This window comes from Pedobacter sp. T50_32, from assembly GCF_057652195.1.
Genome location: NZ_JBYFBY010000006.1, coordinates 193278 through 218259 on the forward strand (window position 1 = coordinate 193278; position 24982 = coordinate 218259).

Annotated in this window: 23 protein-coding genes and 1 pseudogene; 14 read left to right on the forward strand and 10 right to left on the reverse strand. The window is 36.9% G+C overall.

Going from position 1 to position 24982, the window contains the following annotated elements:
• Nucleotides 1-6: 6 nt before the first annotated feature.
• The 10 genes from AC23ME_RS17465 to AC23ME_RS17510 form a co-directional block, all read right to left on the reverse strand.
• Nucleotides 7-1455 carry a UDP-N-acetylmuramoyl-L-alanyl-D-glutamate--2,6-diaminopimelate ligase gene (locus tag AC23ME_RS17465; protein WP_487729048.1) on the reverse strand — a complete coding sequence of 483 codons (1449 nt, stop codon included), beginning with the start codon at nucleotides 1453-1455 and terminating at the stop codon, nucleotides 7-9.
• Nucleotides 1456-1549: 94 nt separating this feature from the next.
• Nucleotides 1550-3652 carry a penicillin-binding protein gene (locus AC23ME_RS17470; protein WP_487729049.1) on the reverse strand — a complete coding sequence of 701 codons (2103 nt, stop codon included), beginning with the start codon at nucleotides 3650-3652 and terminating at the stop codon, nucleotides 1550-1552.
• Nucleotides 3652-4083: an FtsL-like putative cell division protein gene (locus AC23ME_RS17475; protein ID WP_487729050.1), complete on the reverse strand. Its 432-nt coding sequence runs from the start codon at nucleotides 4081-4083 to the stop codon at nucleotides 3652-3654. Before AC23ME_RS17475 ends, AC23ME_RS17470 begins: the two co-directional genes overlap by 1 nt.
• Nucleotides 4080-4985, reverse strand: coding sequence for a 16S rRNA (cytosine(1402)-N(4))-methyltransferase RsmH (gene rsmH / locus AC23ME_RS17480; protein ID WP_487729051.1), 906 nt, complete (start codon nucleotides 4983-4985; stop codon nucleotides 4080-4082). The genes AC23ME_RS17475 and rsmH overlap by 4 nt, the downstream gene beginning before the upstream one ends.
• On the reverse strand, nucleotides 4975-5454 hold the full coding sequence (mraZ, locus tag AC23ME_RS17485; protein WP_487729052.1) for a division/cell wall cluster transcriptional repressor MraZ: 480 nt from the start codon (nucleotides 5452-5454) through the stop codon (nucleotides 4975-4977). The genes rsmH and mraZ overlap by 11 nt, the downstream gene beginning before the upstream one ends.
• Before the next feature lie 322 nt (nucleotides 5455-5776).
• Entirely contained in the window at nucleotides 5777-6967 is a 1191-nt protein-coding gene (locus tag AC23ME_RS17490) for a phosphoglycerate kinase (RefSeq protein ID WP_487729053.1), read from the reverse strand.
• A gap of 13 nt (nucleotides 6968-6980) precedes the next feature.
• Nucleotides 6981-7415 (reverse strand): GNAT family N-acetyltransferase, encoded by a 435-nt coding sequence (locus AC23ME_RS17495; RefSeq protein ID WP_487729054.1) that lies wholly within the window; start codon nucleotides 7413-7415, stop codon nucleotides 6981-6983.
• 111 nt (nucleotides 7416-7526) lie between these two features.
• Nucleotides 7527-8522, reverse strand: a complete 996-nt coding sequence (gap, locus tag AC23ME_RS17500) for a type I glyceraldehyde-3-phosphate dehydrogenase (RefSeq protein WP_487729055.1) — start codon at nucleotides 8520-8522, stop codon at nucleotides 7527-7529.
• A 97-nt stretch (nucleotides 8523-8619) separates the two neighbouring features.
• Nucleotides 8620-9747, reverse strand: a complete 1128-nt coding sequence (locus AC23ME_RS17505) for an MraY family glycosyltransferase (RefSeq protein ID WP_487729056.1) — start codon at nucleotides 9745-9747, stop codon at nucleotides 8620-8622.
• A 402-nt stretch (nucleotides 9748-10149) separates the two neighbouring features.
• Complete coding sequence (locus AC23ME_RS17510; RefSeq protein ID WP_487729057.1) at nucleotides 10150-10893, reverse strand: glycosyltransferase family 2 protein; 744 nt, start codon at nucleotides 10891-10893, stop codon at nucleotides 10150-10152.
• A gap of 292 nt (nucleotides 10894-11185) precedes the next feature.
• On the opposite strand from AC23ME_RS17510, the gene AC23ME_RS17515 reads away from it, so the two are divergent.
• The 14 genes and pseudogenes from AC23ME_RS17515 to AC23ME_RS17580 all read left to right on the forward strand — a co-directional run bounded on the left by AC23ME_RS17515 (nucleotide 11186) and on the right by AC23ME_RS17580 (nucleotide 24951).
• A complete protein-coding gene (locus AC23ME_RS17515) occupies nucleotides 11186-11386 on the forward strand; it encodes a hypothetical protein (protein ID WP_487729058.1) in 201 nt (66 codons plus the stop codon).
• A gap of 191 nt (nucleotides 11387-11577) precedes the next feature.
• On the forward strand, nucleotides 11578-12375 hold the full coding sequence (locus AC23ME_RS17520) for a polysaccharide biosynthesis/export family protein (protein WP_487729059.1): 798 nt from the start codon (nucleotides 11578-11580) through the stop codon (nucleotides 12373-12375).
• A complete protein-coding gene (locus AC23ME_RS17525; protein ID WP_487729060.1) occupies nucleotides 12376-14787 on the forward strand; it encodes a GumC family protein in 2412 nt (803 codons plus the stop codon).
• Nucleotides 14788-14790: 3 nt separating this feature from the next.
• Entirely contained in the window at nucleotides 14791-15297 is a 507-nt protein-coding gene (locus AC23ME_RS17530) for a UpxY family transcription antiterminator (protein ID WP_487729061.1), read from the forward strand.
• A gap of 249 nt (nucleotides 15298-15546) precedes the next feature.
• Nucleotides 15547-16653, forward strand: coding sequence for a glycosyltransferase family 4 protein (locus AC23ME_RS17535; protein ID WP_487729062.1), 1107 nt, complete (start codon nucleotides 15547-15549; stop codon nucleotides 16651-16653).
• Between the two features lie 139 nt (nucleotides 16654-16792).
• Nucleotides 16793-17647 (forward strand): ABC transporter permease, encoded by an 855-nt coding sequence (locus tag AC23ME_RS17540; protein ID WP_487729063.1) that lies wholly within the window; start codon nucleotides 16793-16795, stop codon nucleotides 17645-17647.
• Nucleotides 17647-18477 carry a glycosyltransferase gene (locus AC23ME_RS17545; RefSeq protein ID WP_487729064.1) on the forward strand — a complete coding sequence of 277 codons (831 nt, stop codon included), beginning with the start codon at nucleotides 17647-17649 and terminating at the stop codon, nucleotides 18475-18477. The genes AC23ME_RS17540 and AC23ME_RS17545 overlap by 1 nt, the downstream gene beginning before the upstream one ends.
• Before the next feature lie 32 nt (nucleotides 18478-18509).
• Nucleotides 18510-19418, forward strand: a complete 909-nt coding sequence (locus tag AC23ME_RS17550; protein WP_487729065.1) for a glycosyltransferase family 2 protein — start codon at nucleotides 18510-18512, stop codon at nucleotides 19416-19418.
• Nucleotides 19419-19637: 219 nt separating this feature from the next.
• Nucleotides 19638-19943: pseudogene (locus AC23ME_RS17555) on the forward strand (ABC transporter ATP-binding protein); the annotation flags it as partial.
• The gene (locus tag AC23ME_RS17560; RefSeq protein ID WP_487729139.1) at nucleotides 19935-20705 is read left to right on the forward strand and encodes a Wzt carbohydrate-binding domain-containing protein; all 771 of its coding nucleotides are present in this window, start codon (nucleotides 19935-19937) and stop codon (nucleotides 20703-20705) included. The pseudogene AC23ME_RS17555 and the gene AC23ME_RS17560, both read left to right, overlap by 9 nt.
• Nucleotides 20698-21576 carry a GT-D fold domain-containing glycosyltransferase gene (locus tag AC23ME_RS17565; protein WP_487729066.1) on the forward strand — a complete coding sequence of 293 codons (879 nt, stop codon included), beginning with the start codon at nucleotides 20698-20700 and terminating at the stop codon, nucleotides 21574-21576. Before AC23ME_RS17560 ends, AC23ME_RS17565 begins: the two co-directional genes overlap by 8 nt.
• Nucleotides 21577-21612: 36 nt before the next feature.
• Nucleotides 21613-22572: a glycosyltransferase gene (locus tag AC23ME_RS17570; protein ID WP_487729067.1), complete on the forward strand. Its 960-nt coding sequence runs from the start codon at nucleotides 21613-21615 to the stop codon at nucleotides 22570-22572.
• A 3-nt stretch (nucleotides 22573-22575) separates the two neighbouring features.
• Complete coding sequence (locus tag AC23ME_RS17575) at nucleotides 22576-23469, forward strand: hypothetical protein (protein WP_487729068.1); 894 nt, start codon at nucleotides 22576-22578, stop codon at nucleotides 23467-23469.
• 3 nt (nucleotides 23470-23472) lie between these two features.
• Entirely contained in the window at nucleotides 23473-24951 is a 1479-nt protein-coding gene (locus tag AC23ME_RS17580; protein WP_487729069.1) for an MATE family efflux transporter, read from the forward strand.
• Nucleotides 24952-24982 lie beyond the last annotated feature (31 nt).

Consider the following 24982-nt stretch of genomic DNA (forward strand, 5'->3'; position numbering starts at 1 on the left):
GCTAGCTTAATTTAGTTGTTCTTTAATGAGCTCTTTATCATCAAAATGATGTCTTACACCATTGACTTCTTGGTATTTTTCGTGTCCTTTACCTGCAACCAAAATGATATCGCCTGGTTGAGCCAAAAGACAAGCTGTTTTAATTGCCTCTTTTCTATCTAAAATGCTGATCGTTTTGCGTTGATTAGTTGGCGAAACTCCAGCTTCCATATCTTTTATGATTGCTTGCGGATCTTCCGTACGAGGATTATCAGACGTTAAAATCACTTTATCGCTCCAATCGCAGGCTACTTGCGCCATTATTGGGCGTTTAGTGGTATCTCTATCGCCACCACAACCAATCACCGTAATTACTTGCTCTGTTCCTTTTCTGATGTTAGCGATAGTGCTCAACACATTTTGAACTGCATCTGGTGTGTGTGCATAATCTACAATCCCTACAATGCCAGATTTTGACACGATATAATCAAACCTTCCTTCGGCACCAGACAAAGCGCTAAGTGTAGTTAACACTCTCATTTTATCTTGCTCTAGCAAAACTGCGGTAGCATAAGCCGCTAACAAATTGTAAGCATTAAAAGAGCCAACCATTTTGAAATAAACATCAGTTTGATCTACCTCCAAATGCAATCCACTGAATTTATTCTCGATGATTTTCGCTTTGAAATCAGCCATCTGTTTCAACGCATAAGTCTTTTTATAAGCTTTGGTATTTTGCAACATCACCATACCATTTTTATCGTCGGCATTCGTTAAGGCAAAAGCCGATTTAGGCAGCATATCAAAAAAGCCTTTTTTCGCTTTGATATAGTTATCGAAGGTTTTATGGAAATCTAAGTGATCGTGAGTGATGTTAGAGAACACAGCCCCTGCAAAGGTTAATCCCGCAATGCGATGTTGTGAAACCGCATGAGAACTTACTTCCATAAAGCAATATTCGCAACCAGCATTCACCATATCACGCAACAGCTCATTTAGTGCTATTGGATTTGGGGTTGTGTGCGTAGCTGGCACTACTTTATCGTTAATCTGATTTTGAACCGTAGAAATTAAGCCTACGCCATAATTTAGATTACCAAATAGTTGGAAAAGCAGCGTAGCAATAGTGGTTTTCCCGTTAGTTCCAGTAATGCCCACCAACTTCAAATCTGCAGATGGATTGCCGTAGAAATTGCAAGCAATGATACCTAATGCTTCCGCAGAATCTGCAACTTCTACATAAGTTATTTGCTCGTTTAGTTGTGCAGGCAATTCTTCACAAACGATTACACTTGCTCCAGCAGCAATGGTTTGGTCAATGAATTTGTGTCCATCAACCGCTGTACCACGGATAGCAAAAAACAAAGTTCCTGGATTTACCAAACGAGAATCAAAAGCCAAAGCAGTTACCTCTACCTGAGGCATTCCCTTTAAGCTTTTAATCGAAACTCCGTAAAGTAAATCTTGTAAATTCATATTTTCTATTAATGATTAATTGAGTAATTTTTAAATGTTGGACTATGCTCCAGCATTATTTTCTCATTTCGTCATTTCCTCATTTTAAATCTTCTTATTGCAACAATATATCTACCATCAAGCCCTTACCAATCCTGCTACCAGGATGTATAGATTGGCTGATTACTTTTCCACTACCTTTAACCCGAGCTTTTAAGCCTGCATTTCCTAAAAGGAACATTGCATCTTTTAAACCCATACCATTTACATTCGGCATTACTCCTTTAACCGGGGTATTTTCTTCGTAGGCCACACCATTATTGGTATCAACAGAATTGAAATAACCAGATTTTGCAGCATAAAGCGCCTTAATACCAAATGCGTTGTAAACTTTTTTAGTTGCCTGACTTTGGCCCGCTTTCGCCTCAGGCGCTACTGTATTTCCAGCAAAACGTTCTTCAACTTTGTTGTACATATTTACATCGCTGGCATAAATACGATCGGCAACCTCTCTAAATACCGGCCCAGAAACCAAAGCACCATAATAAGCACCTTTGGGATCATTGATTACCACAATCATTGAATATTTAGGTTGATCAGCAGGAAAATAACCTACAAAAGATGCCTGATATTGACGTTTAGCTTTGTAACCCAAATTAGCATCTGCAACTTGCGCCGTGCCTGTTTTACCAGCAATTTTATACAAAGGATTATACACCACTTGCTTACCACTACCGTTAGTCACTACACCTTCCAACATCACTTTTAACTTTGATAGAGTTTCGTCAGAGCATACCTTTTCATTCATCACCTTTGCTTTAAACTGCTCTATCGGGTTGCCCAACCTTCTAATTTCTCTCACAAAAATTGGCGCTACCATTTTACCGTCGTTAGCAATAGCATTATATAAAGTCAACATCTTTAGCGGTGTTAACATCATTTCATAACCATAAGCCATTTGTGGTAGCGTCATGTTTTTATTCCAACTTCTGGCACTTGGATTTTTAACCCAAGGCTTCGCTTCGCCAGGGATTTGCAAATCTGTTTTCTCATGCAGATGCCAGCTATATAAGTGATCTGTGAATTTCTTAGGGTTTTCTTTGTAATGGTTATTGATTAACTGCGCAATAGCAGAGTTAGACGATTGCTCGAATGCCTTTTTTACTGTAACCACGCCAATACTACCGTGCGAATCTTTAATCGTATGCCCACCCGGCAACCGGTAGTTTTCAGTTCCTATCAAAGTGCTGGTATCAACTTTTTTATCTTCTAACAAAGCCATATAAGAAGCCAATTTGAAAGTAGAACCAGGATCCTGATTACCTGCAATGGCATAGTTGAACTGCTCTTTATACACACCTTCTTCTACTTTTGTGAAGTTCGCAACCGCCCTAACCTCTCCCGTAGCCACTTCCATTACAATTACAGAACCATGGTGCGCCTGACTTTTAATCAGCTGTTTTTCTAAAGCACTTTGTGCCAAATCTTGGATATTGATATCAATAGTTGAAATGATATCCGCACCGTCTTTAGGTGCAACTTCAGCGTCGCTATTTACCGGAATCCAAACACCGCCAGTAATGCGTTGCCTCAATTGCCTTCCAGTTTCACCATTAATGTAGTTGCCATAAGCACCTTCTAAACCAACGCCATTAGCTACATTTTCATTTTTATAACCGATTGTTCTGGCAGCTAAAGCTTTAAAAGGCAAAATCCGCTTATTCTTCGAGATAGCCATTAAACCACCCGAATGCTTTCCGATATTGTATAAAGGGAAAGTTCTCACAATTTTCAAATCCTGATAAGAAACCTTGCGCTTGATGAGCAAATAGCGAGCACTATCTTGCCTAGCCTTACGCAATAACCTAGAATAATCTTTTGTGCTTTTATCTTTAAAGAAACTCGACAGTTTCATTGCCAAGGAATCAACTTTTGAATTAAAGACTTTATCACTTTGGATACCACCAGCATACATATCCATTCTTAATTCATATTCAGGAACAGATGTAGCCAGCAAACTACCATCCACAGAATAGATGTTGCCACGGGTTGCCTCAATTTCAAATTCTTTGATGGATAAACTATCGGCCATAGCCACCCATTTGTGCCCTTGCCTAAATTGCACGTCACATAACCTAACGAAAACCGCAAGCGCAAAAAGTACAATTAGCCCAAAAGCCAAGTACACTCTGAGTAATATGTTTGCCCTGATATTCATTATTTAACTTGTACTATTATTTTTTTTGGTGGCTCAATTAACTCTTGCAATCCCAACGTATCTACCTTTTTGGCCACTTCAGTCATTTTACTTTTAAACATCAAATCCGCCTTTAGCGATTTGTACTCCCAACTCGACTCCTTTACTTCTTTACTTAAGCGATCTATATCTCTAATTCGTTTTACTGCCATATGGCTATTAGCGATATAAATCATCCCCAACACACACAAGAAAATCAAGTAAGGAAGCATATCAGTTGCCGTCTCTTTAGAAACAGCACCATCCACGAACAACTTTCTAAAAAAAGCTGTTGCACTACCTTCTTTCGCAGGCTCTTGACGCTCTTTCTTGCGAGGCTCTTCTTCCTTCTTCAGAACTGGTTCATCTTCTTGAGCCAATTCTTCCTCTAGCTTCTCCCTAAACCTATTCACCGCTTCTCTCCTATCCTCAGTTTAGCACTACGAGACCTACTGTTACGAGCCAATTCATCCGCATCGGCTACTATTGCTTTTCTAGTGATGACATCAAAAGGCTTTTGATCGTTACCAAAAAAATCCTTTTCTACCTCACCTTTAAATTTTCCCTTAGACAGGAAATTCTTTACTGGCCTATCTTCGAGCGAGTGATAAGAAATCACTACCAAACGACCGCCCGGCTTTAACACCTCTGCCGATTGCTCCAAAAAGCGCTCTAATACTTCAATTTCACCATTCACCTCGATACGCAAAGCCTGAAAAACCTGCGCCATATACTTGTGCTCTTTTCCACGAGGAATATGAGCCGCAATTACATTTTTAAAACCAGACAAAGTTTGAATTGGCTCATCCAAACGTGCTGTCACAATAGTTCTGGCTAAAGATTTTGCATTTTGCACTTCACCATACAAGCCGAAAATTTTATGCAAATTCTCTTCAGTGTAGGTATTAAGCACAACCGCAGCGGTTAAAGCACGCTGCTGATCCATACGCATATCCAAATCAGCTTCAAAGCGAGTAGAAAAACCTCTTTCCGGCTCATTAAACTGATGAGATGAAACACCCAAATCAGCTAAAATTCCATCCACCTGTTTAATACCCAAAAGGCGAAGATGATTTTTTAAGTAACCGAAGTTTTGATCTACAAATCGAAAGCGAGGGTCATCAATTTTATTTCGTTGCGCATCAGGATCTTGATCAAAAGCAACCAAAATTCCATCAGCACCTAAATGCTTTAAAATTTCTCGAGAGTGCCCGCCACCACCAAAAGTCACATCTACATACACACCATTTGGCTTAATCGCCAAACCATCAATGCACTCTTGCAATAAAACAGGCACATGGTAATTATCCTCCATCAGCACCTCCTTTATTTTGACCACTCTTACCGCCCATCACCTCTTCTGCCAATGCAGCAAAATTTTCTGGCACATCGTCAAAAAGCCCGTCATAAACCTTCTTATCCCAAACCTCAATCTTATCCAACTGACAGGCCAGCACCAATTCATTCTCGATACCAGCATACTCCACCAAAGATTTCGGTAAAAGCACACGACCCGCAGCATCTAATGTTAAAGGCATCGCTCCTCGTTGAAACGCTCTCACAAACTCACGATTCTTTTTCTCGAACATATTCAACTTGCTCAACTCGGCTACTGTTTCATCCCAAACTTTCTTAGGGTAAATCACTAAGTTCTTCTCGAAACCCCTATTCACAACCAACCCATCTCGCTCTACATCGAGCAATTGCTTTTTCAGCAAAACAGGCACCATCAAGCGCCCCTTCGCATCCATTTTGCAATCAAATTCTCCTATGAGTTGGTTCATGTATAGTAATTACACTTTTTATCTAGTGTAAAAGTAAAGCACTTCTACCACTTTTTACCACTTTTTACCACAAAAAAGTTTTCAACACATATTTCTTACCACTTTAACCCACTTTTTAATATTGCTAGGGCATTTTTGGCTGGTGGTAAAAAAGAAAGCGGCCCCGACTTTTCAGTCGGGGCCGCTTATATACAAGGAGTTAACCTTTGTTTTTTAAAATTTATACAGCCACAGATGCACAGATTATTTTATCTTATGCTTGTAGGTGAGGACGCATCCGTTAACGTTTAATTTTTATCTATGGTTTAAACCAGATTAACCACTATTTCTGTATAGCAGCTACACCTGGCAACTCTTTACCTTCCATATACTCTAATAAAGCACCACCACCGGTAGATACATAACTTACTTCATCTTCTAAGCCAAATTTAGCAATCGCAGCAGCAGAGTCGCCACCACCAATTAATGAGAAAGCACCATTTTTAGTCGCTTCTACTACTGCTTCGGCAACAGCTTTGGTTCCTTGTTGAAAGCTTTCCATTTCGAAAACGCCCATTGGACCGTTCCAAAGTAAGGTTTTTGAGTTTTTGATGATATCACTGAATAGTTCTACGGTTTTTGTACCGATATCTAAGCCCATCCAATCTGCAGGAATATGTCCACTTTCTACTTGATCTTTACTCGCTTCGTTATCAAATTTATCTGCAATTACAGTATCAACAGGCAATACCAAGTTTACACCTTTAGCTTTTGCTTTTTCTAGCAGCTCCAAGCAAAGTTCCATTCTATCAGCCTCTAATAAAGAAGTACCAATTTCGCCACCTTGTGCTTTTGCAAAGGTATAAGCCATACCGCCACCGATAATCAGGTTATCTACTTTCTCCAATAAACTTTCGATCAACAAAATCTTGTCAGACACTTTAGCTCCACCCATAATAGCGGTGAACGGCTTTTCAGCATCGTTAATGATTTTTTCTGCATTCTTAACTTCCTCAGCCATTAAATAACCGAAATATTTATTTTCTGGAAAGAATTGAGCAATGATAGTTGTAGATGCGTGTGCCCTATGTGCAGTACCAAATGCATCATTCACATACACATCAGCCAATTTAGACAATTTCTCCGCAAATGCAACATCGCCTTTTTCTTCTTCTTTATAAAAACGAAGGTTTTCTAACAATAAAACGTCACCAGGATATAAATTAGCAGCCTTGTTAATCGCATCCTCACCAATGCAATCATCAGCAAATTTTACGGTTAAGCTTAGCATACGAGATAAATCTGCTACAATATGTTTTAAAGAATATTTGTCGGTCGGTCCCTCTTTCGGACGCCCCAAGTGCGACATTAAAATCACTGAGCCACCATCTGCTAAGATTTTCTTGATGGTTGGCAATGCAGCACGCATTCTTTTATCATCTGTAATATTGAAATCGGCATCTAAAGGAACATTAAAATCCACCCTTACAATGGCTTTTTTATCCTTAAAGTCAAACTGGTCTACTGTTTTCATTGTTTTCTATATGCTATATTAGGTTTAAAATCATGATGTAATGCGGGCCGACACCTGGAATTTCGAATTCATCTGAAACAATATCGAAGCCTTGCTTCTTGTAAAATTCTACAGCCGAAGTACGGGCATTGCACCAAATATACTCAGCTTTTGCCTCTTTTATGTAATCTACCGCATATTTTACCAAAGTGGCGCCGTAACCTTTTCCAAAAAAGGGTGTATCTGTCGCCATTCCGCGAAGCTGATAACCTTGCCCCTCTTTATCCTCCATATTTTGCGGAAAGAAACTAGCTACCGTTGCAACCTCAGTCTCATCTACATAGTATGCCAAATGAAAAACACCTTCGATGCTATCTGTGGGGAAAACACATTCATTCTCAGGAGCGCCATTTCTTAGCATCTTACTTCTTAATGGCAGCACTAGCTCTAAAGGAACAAATTTGATCATAGTTGCTTGATATATTGTTAAATTGCTTTATTGCTAAATTGTTTCATTGTTTTTGGATGCTTCTATTCTCAGGCACCGCTAGTAATTTGATTATTGTAAATTGATTATTGGTTATTTATTAACCATCATTATCTTCTCTACTACATCCGCCAGCCTATTCGAGTAACCTGATTCATTATCGTACCAGCCTACTACCTTCACTAAATCTCCAACAATGGAGGTCAACTGAGAATCAAACACACAAGAGTAAGGATTGTTGATGACATCGATAGAAACTATTGGATCTTCGGTGTATTGGACAATATTAGACATGGCGCCACTCGCTGCACTTTTAAAAGCATCATTAATAGCTTGTATGGTAGTTTTCTTTTTAAGGATGCAAGTAAAATCTGTTAGCGATCCGTTTAAAACTGGCACCCTTATACCTGCCCCACCCAATTTCCCATCTAAATGCGGAAAAATATGCGTAATCGCCTTTGCAGCGCCTGTGGTAGTCGGAATAATAGACGAAGAAGCCGCTCTTGCTCTACGCAGATCTTGGTGTGGCGAATCATGCAAGTTTTGATCGCCTGTCATAGAATGCACTGTGGTAATGTAACCATCTTCGATACCCCAAATATCATCCAACACCTTCACCATTGGTGCTACATTATTAGTGGTACAAGAAGCGTTAGAAAGAATTGGAGATGAAAAATCTACAGTATCATCATTAACACCCATTACCACCATTGGAACTTCCTTATCTGATGCTGGTGCAGAAATTAGCACTTGTTTAGCGCCTGCTTGTAAATGCTTTTCAGCACCTTTTTTGTTAGCAAACTTGCCTGTTGCTTCTATCAGAAGATCTACCCCTAAGTCCGTCCATGGTAAAACTTCTGGGTTACTGTTCGCTATAATTTGAATTTGCTGACCGTCAATATTCAAATAATGTTCATTGGCAGACACCACACCTGGGTACACGCCATGAACAGAATCGTATTTGAATAGATGAGCTAAAGTTGTAGCTGTAGTTAGATCGTTGATGGCAACGACATTGAATTTTCTTTGTAACGCAGCACGCAGGAACATTCTACCGATGCGGCCAAAACCATTGATGGCTATATTCATTTTGGTGGGTGATGATAAAGTAGAACGATATCATTCTACATCGCAAAGCTACCAATATCTGCAGAATAGAAAATCAGAAATTGAAATAAAGAAGAAACTATGACACCTTAACGGTATCCTTCAGGAAAACATCCTTAATGGTATAGGTTTTTCTCACTTTTTTACCTTTTACATAGGTTAGCACAGTATTGAATACCATACAAACTGCAATTTGCAAGAAGATAAGTGCGAAATTACCAAGATGGCTCAACATTAATGTTAGCGCAATCATGCTTCCGTTAAAGGCTACAGTGACCAACAATATTTGCTTTGCATTTAAACCCAAGCGCAACAAACGATGATGAATATGGTTTCTATCGCCTCTAAAAGGAGATTTCCTGTTAATCAATCTAATAAAAAATATACGTAATGAATCGAAAATAGGAACAATAAGCACCGCTACTGCAATGGAGGGTGCAGAACTAAAGAAAGGCCCAGGAACAACACCAACCTTATTGATCTCAATAAACTTAATGGCTAATACGGCACAAACTAATCCAATAATCAACGAACCCGTATCGCCCATAAAAATCTTTGCTGGCGGATAATTGAAAACTAAAAAACCTAAAATTGCACCCAACATCGAGAAGGCGATAAAGGCATAAGCTACGTCGTTCCCCAAGGCAAAAAATACCCCAAAGCACAAGCTAACAATCGCACCCACAGTACCTGCTAATCCATCTACCCCATCTATCAAATTAAATGCGTTATTGATGAAGATAATTAGTGCGATGGAAAAAATACCTCCGGCCACAGGGTGTACATCCCAAACATTGAATACACCATATAGGCTCGATAATTTAAAATCGCCAAGAACAACCAAAATTAAAGCAACTACAATCTGTAATGCAAATTTAGTACTTGGACTAACGCCGTAGATGTCGTCTTTAATCCCTAAGGCGAATAATAAAATACTAGATGCTATTAAGAAATTTGCTTCCTGGTAATGTACCGTTGTAGCAAACAATAAAACTGTAATGGTGAAGCCGCAGAAAAGACCTATTCCGCCCAATCTAGAAATATTTCCTTTATGCTCTTTGCGATGTAAATCTGTAGAATCAAATAAACTATGCTTGTTAGCAGCGTGGATAATTGATGGTATAGCAAACCTCACTAACAGATACGCCAGCGTAATAATAGAAATATAGAACACCAAAGGGTATTCGGCAAATAGTTGTTTGGGCATTGTCGTTCTATAAATGATTGACAGTCAAAAATATGATTTATTTAAACAACTCAGTTGTATTATTTCAAAAAAAGCAAAAAGCGTTAAAAATTCACATACCCATTTTTGGGTATTTTACTTACGCATAAGCTTATGCAAGGATATTTTACCAGCTAAGAAATCTTAGTCCACTAAGACGAGACATGTGTTTTTACGACTTTTTTTAACCACATAAGATATATAAGGTAATATAAACTGAGCGTTGTTAATTTTAAATTAAATAATTTACCACCTAAGACACTTTAGTTCATTTAAGATGAGATATATGCTTTTACGACTGTTTTTTAACCACATAAGACACGTAAGGGCATTTAAGAAGGGTGTTATAATTTTAAACTTGGGATATTAAAAACACAACACACCTTAAAAAAATTGCCTAATTTTTCTAAGCTTTTTCAGCAACAGGGCTAATACAGGTAAAGGAACATTGTTGTGCTTTAAGGCAGTATAATCATTAAGGAAAGCGGCGTACCGATGTTTTAGGGATTGGTTGCTCATACCGCCATTACGCATTTTAATCATCAATTTAGGTAAATGCGCTGTGGTTACTTTATGTTTGTAAAGGTATCGTAGCATCAGCTCGTAATCTGCCGCAGAGCCATAGTTTAGCTTATAGCCGCCAAACTGTTCGAAAAGTGATGTTTTTATATATAAGGTAGGATGAGCGGGCATCCAGCCCAAGGCTAAATCCCTTGGCTTTGCTTCCATAGCACGCCATTTACGCTGAATTTTATTGACATCATCCTGCGCCACATAGTTTAAGTCGCCATAAACTGCTTCTACTTTACGTTGCTGAAATAGTTCAGCCACTCTTGTGATCACATCTTCATCGGCAAGTAAGTCGTCAGCATTTAAAATACCTATCACTTCTCCGGTTGCTAAGGCAATTCCTTTGTTTAAGGCATCATACATTCCACGATCTGGTTCCGAAATCAATACAGCTATACGATCTGCGTACTCTTGCGCTATTTGAAACGAGCGATCAGTAGAGTTACCATCAATTAAAATATACTCTATGTTAGGATAGTTTTGCGCTAGTACGGATTTGATACAGTCGTGAAGATGCTGCTCTGCATTATAAACTACCGTAATGATGGTTACTTTCAAAGTTTTTAGATTTATTGGTTGTAAAAATACAAATACTGCGCAATAGCGGAAATTATTAATTCACCATGTGTGATTCATCTGTTGATGATGTACCATTCTTGTGTTGATCATGTGTTATTCATGTATCATCCTAATGCTAGATCATGTGTAGGCTGTGTGGAACTGGTGTTGCTACTTGGCGCTTAATCACAATACAAGCATTGTGCTAGCTTATAAAAGCCTTTCAGGCAATTTGGTGGGCGATTTCCGATATTTATTTAGTTATGCTGAAAGCCTATCACTACACTAGCCAATGGAGTACCATTGGCTAGTGTCTAAGAATATTGCCCTTAAGGGGCAATACATCAATAATTTTCAAAACACTTCTTACCAACGCTTCGCACATCTAAAACAGTATTTCTTCGGTGCTTGTTCGGTTAGTGTTCGTACCTGCTTCGGTAAAACGCCACTTTTACCGAACAAGTACCGAAGCAGGTACGAAGCAGACCCCTAGCTAATGGCAGTTCTATTTCTAATTTTTCATACGATTAACACTGAATTATCAGGCAACATTTGAAAGCGCTGAAAAAAGCATCCTTTGTGAAAGCTTAAAACCAATGGTTTTAAAAATTCTTAACACCTGTTTTTTATTTTTATCGTTTGACTAACAATAAAAAGTTGTAATTTGCCCCTTCATTCAAACTAATGAAGTACAACAAATTATACCTAACAACACCATTTTTTATTGGTCTTGTTGCACTGCTATTGAGCTCTTGTTCGTTTAGGAACAGACAGGCACTGCTAAAGACACCGTACGATGCCGATACTGTAAAGACCGTTAGGGTAATTAATAGCAACGTGGCCGAAAGTGAAGATTACTACAACCTCATTAAGCCCGAAGATGAATTGGCTATTAGAAATGTACAAGACATGAACCTGATAGTCAGAAGACCCGAGGTGACTAATTACAATTTACAAAACATCTATATTACTTTTAAAGTAAATGCTAACGGCGAAGTAGTGCTGCCTAAAATTGGAAACATTAAAGTATCGGACTTAAACCGTACACAAGCTGCGGCGGCCATCCAAAAAGCATACGAAGCCAAAGAACTAAATGCTCCCCTAATTGATGTGCGGATTGCCAATGCCTACATTGTTTTACTAGGTGAAGTAGGCAAACAAGGAAAATATATCATCGACAGAGAAGATTACGAATTGATTGACCTCTTAGCAGATGCTGGTGGTGTGAATATCAATGCCAACAGGAAAATGGTGAGGATTTTTAGAGGCGACAGGGCTAATCCAGAGATCATTCAAGTCAATCTGAACGACTATAGCTTCATCAAAGATCCGAAACTTAAACTACGTGCCAAAGATATTGTGTATGTAGAACCTCGAAGAATTGCCTCTAGCAGCCAAAATTTCCAAGCTTACTCTACCTTTATCCAAGTTGGGTTAGTTGCCGTAAACACCTTATTACTTATTTACAATATTGCCAAATAGATGGAACAACAGGTCAACGGAAACGCGAATGTGCAGCAAGATATAGACTATGTTAAAATCGTAAAGATTATACTTAGCAGATGGTATTGGGTAGCTAGCACTGTCATTATAGCCATGGTAATTGCCTATATTTATCTTTGGTATACACCTCCCATTTTTAATACCAGTGCATCCTTAAAATTTGAAGAAAAGCGTTCAGAAATTTCTGAGCTTATAAATGTAAGGAGCAATTTTGATCGGAATAACAAGATACAATCAGAGCAATTTGTAATTCGATCTAGGGAGGTTTTATTAAATGCTGCAAAAAGTTTAGATTATAAAATTTCATTCTATCTTAAAGGACGGATAAGAACCAGCGATATCTATCCCCAAAAACCTTTAAGTATCGCCATTATCGAGCAAGACAGCTTAGAGTTTTTCCGTAACCTGTTCGAGTATGAGCCTATTGACAACAAGTCTTTTAAATTAAGTCATCAAGAAAATGGCCAAGAAGTGGTTAAAACCTACCAAACAGGTCAAATTATATCTGTTCCGGGTATTAAGTTCAAAATCACCAACAGCACCTTTTCAAACAATAACAGCTCAGTTTACTGCTTTAAATTCAATTCACCATCGAGTTTTATAGGCCGCATCGCCAGTGGCCTGAATATGAACGAGACAAAAGGCACCAACATCCTTAGCTTATCTCAAACCGATAAAAATCCGTTTTTTGCTACAGACATATTAAACGCTGTATTAAGATCTTACGTAAGTTATGATCGAGAGCAGAAAACCATTTCAGCTACGCAAACAATAAAGTTCATAGACACTTTACAACAGAATATGTCTAAAGCCGTTAGATCTTCTGGTTCGGAGCTGGAACAGTTTAAAGTTGCGAATAAGGTATTAGATATTTCTGCTACAGGACAAGATGTAATGAAGAAACTTACCGATTTAGAAACTGAGAAAAACACGCTCAATCTGCAAGGTATTTTCATTAATCAATTAGAGAAAGAAATTGTAGGCAATAAAAATTTAAATGCTATTAATTACAATTTGCAGGGCATTACAGATCCTATGCTTGGCTCTTTACTGGCGCAATACAACACTTTACTAACGGAGAGAGAAGTAGCGCTTGCCACCTTTAAGTCAACTTCAGACAAGGTACAACATATTGACAAGCAGATTTTAGACATTAAATCGGCCTTCGTAAGCAATGCCAATAGCCAACGTCAAAAGAACCAAAAAACTATAGCATTTCTTGAGCAGCAAATCGGCTCTATCAAACAAACCTTCAACACCATTCCCAAAGCAGAGCGTGAATTGATCAATCTCACTTCTAATGCAGCGATCAATCAAAAGGTTTACAGCTATCTATCTGAAAAGAAATTAGAAGCACAAATCAGTAAAGCAGCGATCACACCAGGCGCTACCATTGTAGATTTAGCTTTGTACAACACTAACGTAATCTCCCCTATCCACAAGAAAACCTATATCACTGCTTTAATAATGGGCTTAGTAGCTGGTATTGGCTTGGTATTTTTGGTGAGGATGTTGAACCCTTTTATCTACGATAAAGAAACGATTGAAAGCTTAACCAATATCCCTATCATTGGGGTAATTCGGAAATATCAAGACACGATTGACGAAGACAACCGTCAGATCCTCTCCATTAAAAATCCAAAGTCGCTTTTTGCTGAATCAGTAAGATCGGTAAGAACCAATTTGAGTTTCTTAGCTTCCGAAAAACAGAGCAAGGTAGTGTGTATTACTTCAGAAATTTCTGGCGAAGGTAAATCTTTCACTACCGTAAACTTGGCCAGTACCTTAAGTTTGATCGATAAAAAAGTAATTGTAATTGCTGCCGATTTAAGACGTTCGAAATTGCAACACACTTTTAAGGTAAGCAACCTCAAAGGCTTAAGCTCTTATCTTTCTAACCAAGCTGAGCTGTCGGAAATTACCTTTGATACTGAAGTAGAAAATTTAAGGTTTATCCCGGCTGGGCCTGTACCGCCTAACCCCTCAGAATTATTGTATTCTGATAAAATGAAAAATCTTTTGGAAGAGTTGACCAAATCTTACGACTTTGTAATTGTAGACTCCGCACCAGTAGGTTTGGTTTCTGATGCTATTCCTTTGATTAGAATGGCCGATGTAAATTTATTTGTAGTGCGTTCGGGCGTATCTCGATACCAAGCTGCTTCTGTACCAGAGCGATTATCGAAAGAATTTAACCTCTCTAACATTGCGATTATTTTAAACGCATTTGATAACGACATCCTACACAGCAGATATTATACCACCAATTATACAGGCAGTTACTATGCTAATTACTACTATTATTCCGATTATTCGAATACGGGCAATGGTAGTGGCTACTACAGTGACGAGCAAGACAAGAAATGGTGGGAATTTTGGAAAAGGAAATAGACAATGATCGATAGTTTGTACAGATGGTATCCGGTGTATACGAATTCTAGAGCAGAGAAAAAGGCCTATCAAGAACTACAAAAAAAAGGAATTGAGGCCTATTTACCGCTTAAAAAGGAAGTGAAGCAATGGAGCGACCGCAAGAAAATTGTAGAAGAGCCGTTGTTTAAATCCTATCTTTTTGTTCGCATCTCTAACAAAGAACACGCAGAAGTTTTCATGACGCAAGGTATTAGTCGTTTCCTGTATTTTTCAGGAAAAATTGCCATTATGCCTGATAAACAAATGGATGACTTGAAGCTATTGATGGCTTCGGGCGAAGATTTAGAGCTGATTGAACATGATATTCAGCCTGGCGAAAGAGTATTGGTTAATGCAGGTCCTTTTAAGGGAATGATTGCCTACCTAGTGTCAATCAAAAATAAAAAAAGCCTTGTTTTAAAACTAGAAAACTTGGGCTACGCAATTGAAGTGAAAACTTCGATGGCCTATGTAGAGCCGTTGAAGTAGAAGATATAGAATTTTGAATGATTGGAGTGAGAGAATATTTTCTCTTACCTTAATCCGTGCTTATTCAATCATTCTAGACTTAATCATCCGATAGCTATCGGATCAAAATTAATACCCTTAGGTACCAAAATGGGACTGAAAGGGCGAAGCTGTGAGATTAGTTCACTGGTTCATTAGTTTATTTTCCGGTTGTTTATTTGATCATTGTATATCGGTAATTGATTATTAGTCATTATTTATTAGTTTTCGTTGAACATTCTTTTTCTTACTTTAAAAACATTTTGCATTACAGGCGGGATAGAAAAAGCTTGCAGGTCTCTCATTTTTGCAATTCAGCAAAATGAGGATGTTAAGCTAAGTACTTTTTCGATGTATGATGACAATACTCATGCTGACAAGCGTTATATTGCAAAGAGTAACTTTAAAGGATTTGGAGGAAAACAAGTTTCTTTCGCTTGGGCCTTAATAAAAAAAGCATTTAGTACAGATAAGTTGATTTTAAGTCACATCAACTTATTGCTATTCGGCAAAATAGTTAAGCGCATAAAGCCAAGTGCAAAAATTATCCTTTGGGCGCACGGCATTGAAGTTTGGAGAGCAATCCCCAATTGGAAAAAGAAGTTCTTACAAGAGAAAGTCGAAATTTGGGCAGTAAGCAATTATACCAAACATCAATTGATAGAAAGGCATCAAATTCCATCGGCAAATATTAAAGTGCTGAACAACACGATCGATCCTTTTTACAAAGTGATAAAGGATTTTGACAAACCTAAAAACCTGCTAGAGCGATACCATATTAAACCTGACGCTTTTGTTTTGTTTACGCTAACCAGGTTATCGGCTACTGAACACGCCAAAAATTATGATTTGGTAATCAATGCTTTGAAAGAACTAAGAGATCAGTTTCCCCAACTCATTTATATTATAGGCGGTAAAGCCGAAGAGCAGGAGCAAATCCGATTGACACAGTTAATCGAGAAGCACAAGGTTACCGAAAATATAAAAATCGTTGGCTTTATAGATGAACAGGAAATTGAAGCACACTATAGATTGGCTGATTGCTTTGTACTACCAAGTAAAAAAGAAGGTTTTGGTATCGTACTCATAGAGGCTGCTTCTTGTGGTTGTCAGGTAGTTGGTGGAAACGTTGATGGTAGCACAGACGCACTTCTAAACGGTCAGTTAGGTCAATTAGTAAACCCTGATAGCGAAGCAGCAATTATTGAAGCCATACAGAAAGCGATCCATAATACTCAGCATCAACCAAAAATACAGCAGGAACTGACATTGAAGCATTTTGGTTTTGAGCAATACGTAGAAAAGGTTAATTGTTTAATTGCAGAATCACTTAATTGATAGCAATGCTAAACCCATTGTTGGTATTATCAACAATAAAATACAGAAAAACATTGGCTAGTGATAACGCCAACCAAAAGAAAAAGCTACTATTAAATTTATCTAACTGAACGCTTCACGCCAAACGCAATTCGAATCCATGAACACCCGACAATCGTACGACTGGAGCATTGAGCCGCAAAACTCATTGCTAGACCTAAAGTTGAAAGATACTTGGGCCTACAGAGATTTACTTTGGCTCTTGGTAAGAAGAGATTTCGTATCGTTCTATAAACAGACCATATTAGGACCGCTTTGGTTTTTTATACAACCGCTGTTTACTACCATCATATTTACTTTTATTTTTGGACAATTAGCTAAAATCAGTACTGATGATTTACCGCAGCCATTATTTTATATGGCGGGTATTACTACTTGGAATTATTTTGCTGATTGTTTGACCAAAACATCCACCGTTTTCAAAGACAATGCTAATATCTTCGGCAAGGTCTACTTCCCGAGGTTAATTATGCCGTTGAGCATTGTGGTAAGTAATTTGATAAGATTTGGTGTACAATTTTTGTTGTTCCTATTGGTAATGGCGTACTATTATTTTATTGCCAAAGAAGATTTCGGTATTACTTGGGCTATTTCTTTATTTCCTCTCATCATACTTTTAATGGCCTTATTAGGTTTAGGAGCTGGTATGTTAATTTCAGCTATGACGACTAAATACCGTGATTTAGCTTTTTTGGTCACTTTCGGCGTACAGTTACTAATGTATGCCACCACAGTCATCTATCCGCTAAGCATAGTAATTAAAAAACCTTTGGGTTGGCTAGTGCAATACAACCCAATGACTCCATTGATCGAGACTTTTAGATACGGCTTTTTAGGCAGTGGCACTTTTAGCTGGGGTGCAATTGGTTACACTACAGTTATTACTTTAGTTATTCTTCTAGTGGGTATTGTGGTATTTAATAAAGTAGAGAAGAATTTCGTAGACACTGTTTAATGCAGCCTCTTTTTAGCGTCTTAGTAGCCAATTACAATAACGGAAGGTACATTTCCGAATGCCTAGACAGCGTTTTAAAGCAAGATTACCCGAACATTGAAGTTATCATTATAGATGACGCTTCTACAGATAATTCGCTAAGCTTTATTGAGCCCTACTTAAAGCACAGCCATATCAAACTGCTGAGCAACTTGGAGAATAAAGGCGTAGGCTATACAAAAAAGAGATGTATCGACGAATCTACTGGTGAAATCTGTGGGTTTTTAGATCCTGATGACACACTTACACTCGATGCCATTAGCAAAATGGTGCGGGCGCACCTGAACAAGCCTAAGGCTGCTTTAATTTACAGCGACTATTACGAGTGTAATGAGCACCTGCAAATCACTCGTGAGTATAAAACTGAACAAGTAATTAATGGGGAATATGCCTTTTTTAATGATAAGGGAATAGGTCCTTTTGCTACGTTTAAAAAAGAATTTTACGAAAGAACAAGTGGTTTAAATGTTACACTCAAAAGAGCAATAGACCAAGACCTTTATCTAAAACTTTACGATACTGGCAACTGCATCCATCTTCCTGAAACATTGTATTATTACAGGTTTCATGATAAGGGTATATCTACCAATGCGCAGGGAGATTTGGCCTACTATTGGGTTTGGGTGGTTAGAATATTAAGAGCGCAAGAAAAGGGAATTAACTTAGAACATTATTTCAACAATACTTTTATTCGAAGAAAGCGTATCTGGTATTTGATCCCTTTTGATGAGAAATTTAGAAAATCATTCGCTTTTAAGGTTTTGAGAAAATTATTGAAACCGAGATCGTAATGAAGAAAACTGCACAAGCAAGATAAATCAAAGTGTACACTGTTCTATCAATTATAGTTACATACAATGGCTTAACTAACAATTGGATTGGCACTTGTCTAAATTCATTGATTAAGTCTGACTATTATACTGATATTATCGTAATAGACAACGCATCTACAGATCATACTAGAATATATATTCAGCAACATTTTCCTGATGTGCAATTGATTTGTACGAAGAAAAACCTCGGTTTTGGACAAGCAAATAATATCGGCTTGGAGATCTGTTTAGATAAAGGCTATCACTTTGCCTTTTTACTTAATCAAGATGCCAGCGTACAGCCGGATACTTTGTCTAAGCTCATTTACATAGCTGAAAAGTATCCAGTTTATGGAATTTTAAGTCCTATACATGTAAACGCTGAAGGAAGTGCTATGGATCAAAACTTTTCTAACTATTTAGATAATGCTAGCCGTAAAAAATCAGCTTCGGAAAAGACGTCTGAGCAGCTTGAAAATATTTATGATTGTGATTTTGTAAATGCAGCAGCTTGGTTGGTTAGCAACAAATGCATAGAAAAAGTAGGTGGTTTTTCGCCGGCGTTTTTCCATTACGGCGAAGACGACAACTACTGCGATAGAGTGAAATGGCACAATTTGAAAATCTGTATCGTAGATCATAGTTATATCTACCACGACCGCAATATTAAAACAGTCAATCATACTTTAGGCGCACAATGGAAACGAACTTTGGCGAGTATAAAGGCAGCATACGCAAATCCTTCTGAACAAAAGGGAAGCGCATATTTCATTGGATATTTGCTTAAATACGGCTTAAAGCAACCTCATTTTTTCAAGCATATTTTAAATACCTTAATAACTTTTCCTTACCGCTTTTTCTTCAAATGCAAAGAAGAGTCTATGCAAACCCGAGCATTTCTAAAGTTAGCGACTAAATAAATGTCAAACATAGCAATTAAAGTAGAGCACCTCAGTAAAGCCTATCAAATAGGTGAAATAGGTACTGGTACCATTAGCCGTGATTTAGAGCGTTGGTATGCCAGCATACGCGGTAAAGAAGATCCATTTCTACGAATTGGCGAAACCAACAACCGTACAATGAAAGGCAATACTGATATTGTTTGGTCGTTAAAAGACATCAACTTCGAGATTGAACAAGGTGATGCTGTAGGAATTATTGGTAGAAATGGAGCAGGAAAAAGCACCTTATTGAAAGTATTAAGTCGCATTACCGCCCCTACTTCTGGACGTATCACAGGTAAAGGTCGCGTTGCCTCATTATTAGAAATAGGTACAGGCTTTCATCCAGAATTGACCGGACGAGAAAATATCTATTTAAATGGTGCCATTTTAGGCATGCGCAAAAAAGAAATTACTCGAAAATTAGATGAAATTATAGAATTTGCTGGTGTAGAAAGATATATTGACACACCCGTAAAACGTTATTCTTCTGGTATGTATGTGCGCTTGGCCTTTGCAGTTGCAGCCCATTTAGAAAGTGAAATTTTAATTGTAGATGAAGTGCTTGCTGTAGGAGATGCCGAATTCCAAAGCAAATGCCTTGGCAAGATGGGCGATGTAAGTAAAAGCGAAGGTAGAACGGTACTCTTCGTAAGCCATAATATGGGTAGTGTACAACAATTATGCAGTAAAGGCATTTTGTTAAAAAATGGTACTATTGCTTATCATGGAACTATCGAAAGCTGTATCGCAGCATACACCACTTCTACTGATCATCATATTACCGCAGAGAAAACCTACCAAACACTTGAAGATATAGAGCTCATTTCTTTAAAATTCTCTGATTTAAAAAAAGAACTGACCAAAAACTGCATACTGTCTATAGGTCAAAAACTAGAAATTTCTCTACAGATCAAATTTTTAAGAAAAATAAAAGACTTCAGCGTAGCGATAGATATCAAAACTCCATCGGGAGAGCTCATTTCACATATTTCTAATGAAGATTATGACATTAGTTTTGATCAAATAGATATTAACAGTATTTATACACTCAACATTAAAACGCATGAATTGTTATTTGCCGCCGGAAAATATGTTATTCATATTTGGTTTGGCATAGCACACTCACAAGAAATTGCTCGTGTAAGCGATGCTTTTGAATTTTATATGGAACAAGGAAGAGCTGTTTTTAGAAAACGAAATTTCCCTAAGCATATGAGATTTTTTACGCCTACAAATTGGACATTAGAAAAAGGAATTGCGTAAGATTTTAAGAAATATTGCCCAAGCAATTTTTAAGCGCATTTTAAAAGTTAAACCAGTTAAGCGGAAGTTGGAAGATATTTTATTTTCTGAAAAACTAGTGCAGACGGTTAATAGCATTAGGATTGTTTCTCCTCTCGAAACCCTAATTAAAATAAAAGAGACGATAGTACAGGAACAGCGAGGCTGCTACATGAGGTTTGGAGACGGAGACGTATTCTTGTTGAACAACCAAACAGACTTATACCAAAAAGCTTCTGAAAAACTCGCAACAGAAATGAAAGAAGCCTTTACGCTATCTGGTGAAAATATTTACAAATCTTTAAGTATACATTCACAAGCTTTTGGCTATGAAAAAGAGATGTATTCCGGAAATCATCTTGTATCAGATGCCTATGCCTCTCATCTTTTAAAAAGCAGCTATCCATATTTTATCGGGCACCAGATTTACAGTCCGGTAGCCTTGCACTATGCAGCTACTTATCACCCAGCATTAGCTAATGATTTTTTAAAAGCCTTAAAATCGAAGACTTTTTTATTCATAGGTAATCAGCACGTTAAAGAAAATCTTCTGCAAAGGTTGTTTGGTGAAGAAATACAAATTATTGGTACTCCTGACAATAATGCCTACAACGCTATTGATGAAATTGAGCAGCAAGTAGCCCCTATTTTAGCAAACAGAACAAATTTTGGCGTAGTTATCGTAGCGATGGGTTGTAGCGGCAGGGTGTTAATGAAAAGATTAAACTTATTAAAAAAGAATATTTTCTTATTTGATTTCGGTTCCCTACTTGACGGCATGAACGGTGTCAAAAGCAGAACTTGGCTTAAAAAAGAAGAAATAGATTATCAATTGTTACTAAAGGATTTGTAATTAGCATAAATCCTCTTTAAACCTTAAATCCCAAAAGTGCCGATATCCGCTAATGATGTATCTATTCTGATCCCATCATACTTAGAAACCGAATTTACTAAAAAAGCTATATACACTGCAATTAATGAGCAACCTGGTGAAATAATAGTATCTGATGATTGTAGTCCTAACAACAATTTTGTGGAGCTCGAAAAAGAATTTTCAATTTTTGAGAACGTAAAAATTATTCAGCCCTCTAAAAATTTAGGTTTATGGGAAAATCATTATTTTTTATTAAAAAATGCCAAAAAAAAATGGGTGAAATTTATTCAACAAGATGACTACCTTATTAAGGGAGGATTATCATCTTTTACTCAACATATACAAGATGATGTTTCACTAATATCTACTTTGCCCACTAACTACTTTACCAGTACTGGAGTATTTGAAACACCCGAGCAAATTTCCGAAACGATTTACTTTAGCCCTAAAGAGTACCAAGAGAGAATTGTTAAATCTGGATATGAATTGGGCTTTCCATCAATGTGGCTACTAAACAAGGACTTATTGGAAGATGATAAGCATATCTGGGAGTCAAATAAATCAGCAGATTTAATTATAAGCATTTTAGCAGCTAGAAATGGTAAAATCGTGATTATACCTGCGGGACCTGTTATAGCATGTAAACATCCGAGACAGGATGGTATAACCCAAAGTTTTAATAAATATGGAGCTAGGCTTGCTAACACTTTTGGCTATTTAGATAGATTTGCAAAAACAACGAGAGCTAGTTATGTGCGGCAATTTGTTTATAATCAAGTTATCTTATTTGGATTTTATGTCTATCCTAAGTATATGTTTAGCCATATCTTCAAAAGCAAGAAGTTCAATATCAAATACTTAAACAACTGGTTAATGATTTTAAAGCTTGTCTCCTTAAAACACATGATAATAGAAAGACGTAATGTTATTTCTTCTTTTAAAAGATGGAAAAAGGATAAAATTTTTCAGAAATAGACTATGAAATTCTGTGTACAGATACTAGGTTTCGATAACAAGGATTTTTTCCATCAGTGTTTGGAAAATTGTGGACCTCATTTCGATAAAATATTTATTGGATATAGTAAAGTCCCTTTTGCGTATATACCTGAAGCTAGAAAAACAATTACTAATAGTTTAACAAAAGAGTTTATATTAAAATCTAAACACGCAGACAAAATTGAATTGATTGAAGATACTTGGGACTATGAAGAACAAATGCGAAACGAATGTTTAGAGGAAGCGAAAAAACAGGGGTTTGATTATATGTTCGTTATTGATCCTGATGAGTTTTATCATAAAGATAGCTTTGTAAAAAATAAAAAATATATAGAAGAACACCCAAATTTCGATTTCTATTATACCTCTTGGATTAATTTTTGGAAAAATAGGGATTATATACTTATTGACTCGAATGGAGAGCACGAACAAATTTCTCCTACAGTTGTAGTGAATCTAAAAACTACAACAGTATTTTCAGCAAGGAGAACTACAAACGGCACAAAAGCAGCTAAGCTTCCTGAAAATATGTATCATTTGGCTTATGTCCGTACAGATGAAGAAATGTACAGAAAAAGCAAAACACAGTCGCATTCAAACGATTTTTTAAAGGATTTTTATAATGTTAAGTGGCTAAAATGGAATCTAGCGACAAAAAACCTACATCCAACCAATGCTTCGGCTTGGAGGTACGCACGCAAACATAGCTTAAAACTTCCTATAGAAATACTAAATATTAAAAAGTACCCAATTGAGGAATATAAAAACAGTATCCAAGAGAATATAGTCCTTCGATATATCTATTTGAAAGATTTTAAACAACACGTTTCAAGCAAACTAAAAACTGTAATCATTAACCTTTTACGAAACAGGTAATTGATGGAAAGAACAATAGTAAAAAGGGTTATAAAGAGCAGTTTTCTAGGCTTACTCTCATTTATTCTGTCCTTTCTACAGAGCATTTTACTTATTCCGTTTTTACTAAGCTATTGGGGCGAAGGTTCTTATTCTATGTGGATATTAATAATGGCGGCTTATGGTATATTTCAGATATTAGACACAGGCCATACCGCCTACATAGGAAACAAAATTAATTTAGAATGTCATACCGACAGGCTTAAAGCAAAAGAATCTTTATCATCTTCCATCATGATTGCAGTCATACTTGGGTTAATCCAAATTGTGATTGTCGTGGTATTGATAATCACAAATAATCTGAGTTATCCTTTAGGTATTGAAAACGATAAAATTGTCCAAAATAGTGTCCATTGGGGCTTTTTACTTCTAATTATATCATGGTGGCTTTGTGGGAGTATAGGTGGCATTCTTGTTCGTTTGCTTATTCCGTTAAATTATTTCAATGAAACACAGATATGGGGAATCATTACCCGCTTTTTACAATTTGCATCGCTTATAGCCATTGGTTATTTTAATTTCAGTATTTTAAATGCTTGTATATTATATTCAGTACTAACATGTATTATCAACTTCTTTCTTTTTTTGAGGATAAGAAAGATTACCAAAGAATTTTACCCTTGGTGGAGCGGTTTCAGTCTCAAAACAGGTTTTCAAAACCTATTAAAGAGTTTTACTTTTACTTTCAATTCGCTAGGTCAACAACTAAATTTAAATGGAAGTATTATTTTAATTTCACACATTGCAAACTCTACTGTATCGCTTACATTTAGTACTATGCGGACATTGACAAATTCTATAAATGCCGGTACTACCATTTTAACCAATTCTATATATCCTGAAATAACAAGGCTATACGCAACTAAAGACAATCATAACATCACATTGTTGTTTCGAGCATATTCTTTCGCAAGCTCGTTTTTTATAAACACAGGAATAATTTTAATACTACCGTTTATTGAAACAATTTACAATAAGTGGACTCACTACAAGCTACATTTTGATTTTTTATTACTTTTTAGTTTAGTAATTGCTGTTGCATTCTCCTCTATAAGTGCGCTATACTATCAAATTATCGTAAGTACCAACCAATTAAAAATATTACGTTACATCACCTTTGTTAGGATAATTACTACATTTCCATTGATATACTTATTTAATGAAATTTGGAGCGTAGCTGGCATAGGTTTTGGCATTCTTATTTCTGAGTTAATTTGCAGCACATTGATTCCACTTATATTCTGTATCAACCATTTTAACATCAATATTAGTAAAAACCCATTCTTAGTACTAAATTTATTGACTACGTTACTTTTAGCGATATGTGTGTGCATATTTAATCATTACGGCTTGCATCTTTTCTATCTATATTTAATACTTCCTATCATTATTTTTTACTATCTCCCCGAATTTAGTAAAACAAAAAAACTTCTTAAACTTTAGCGTTTTGAATATTTTATTTAGGATTATTTGC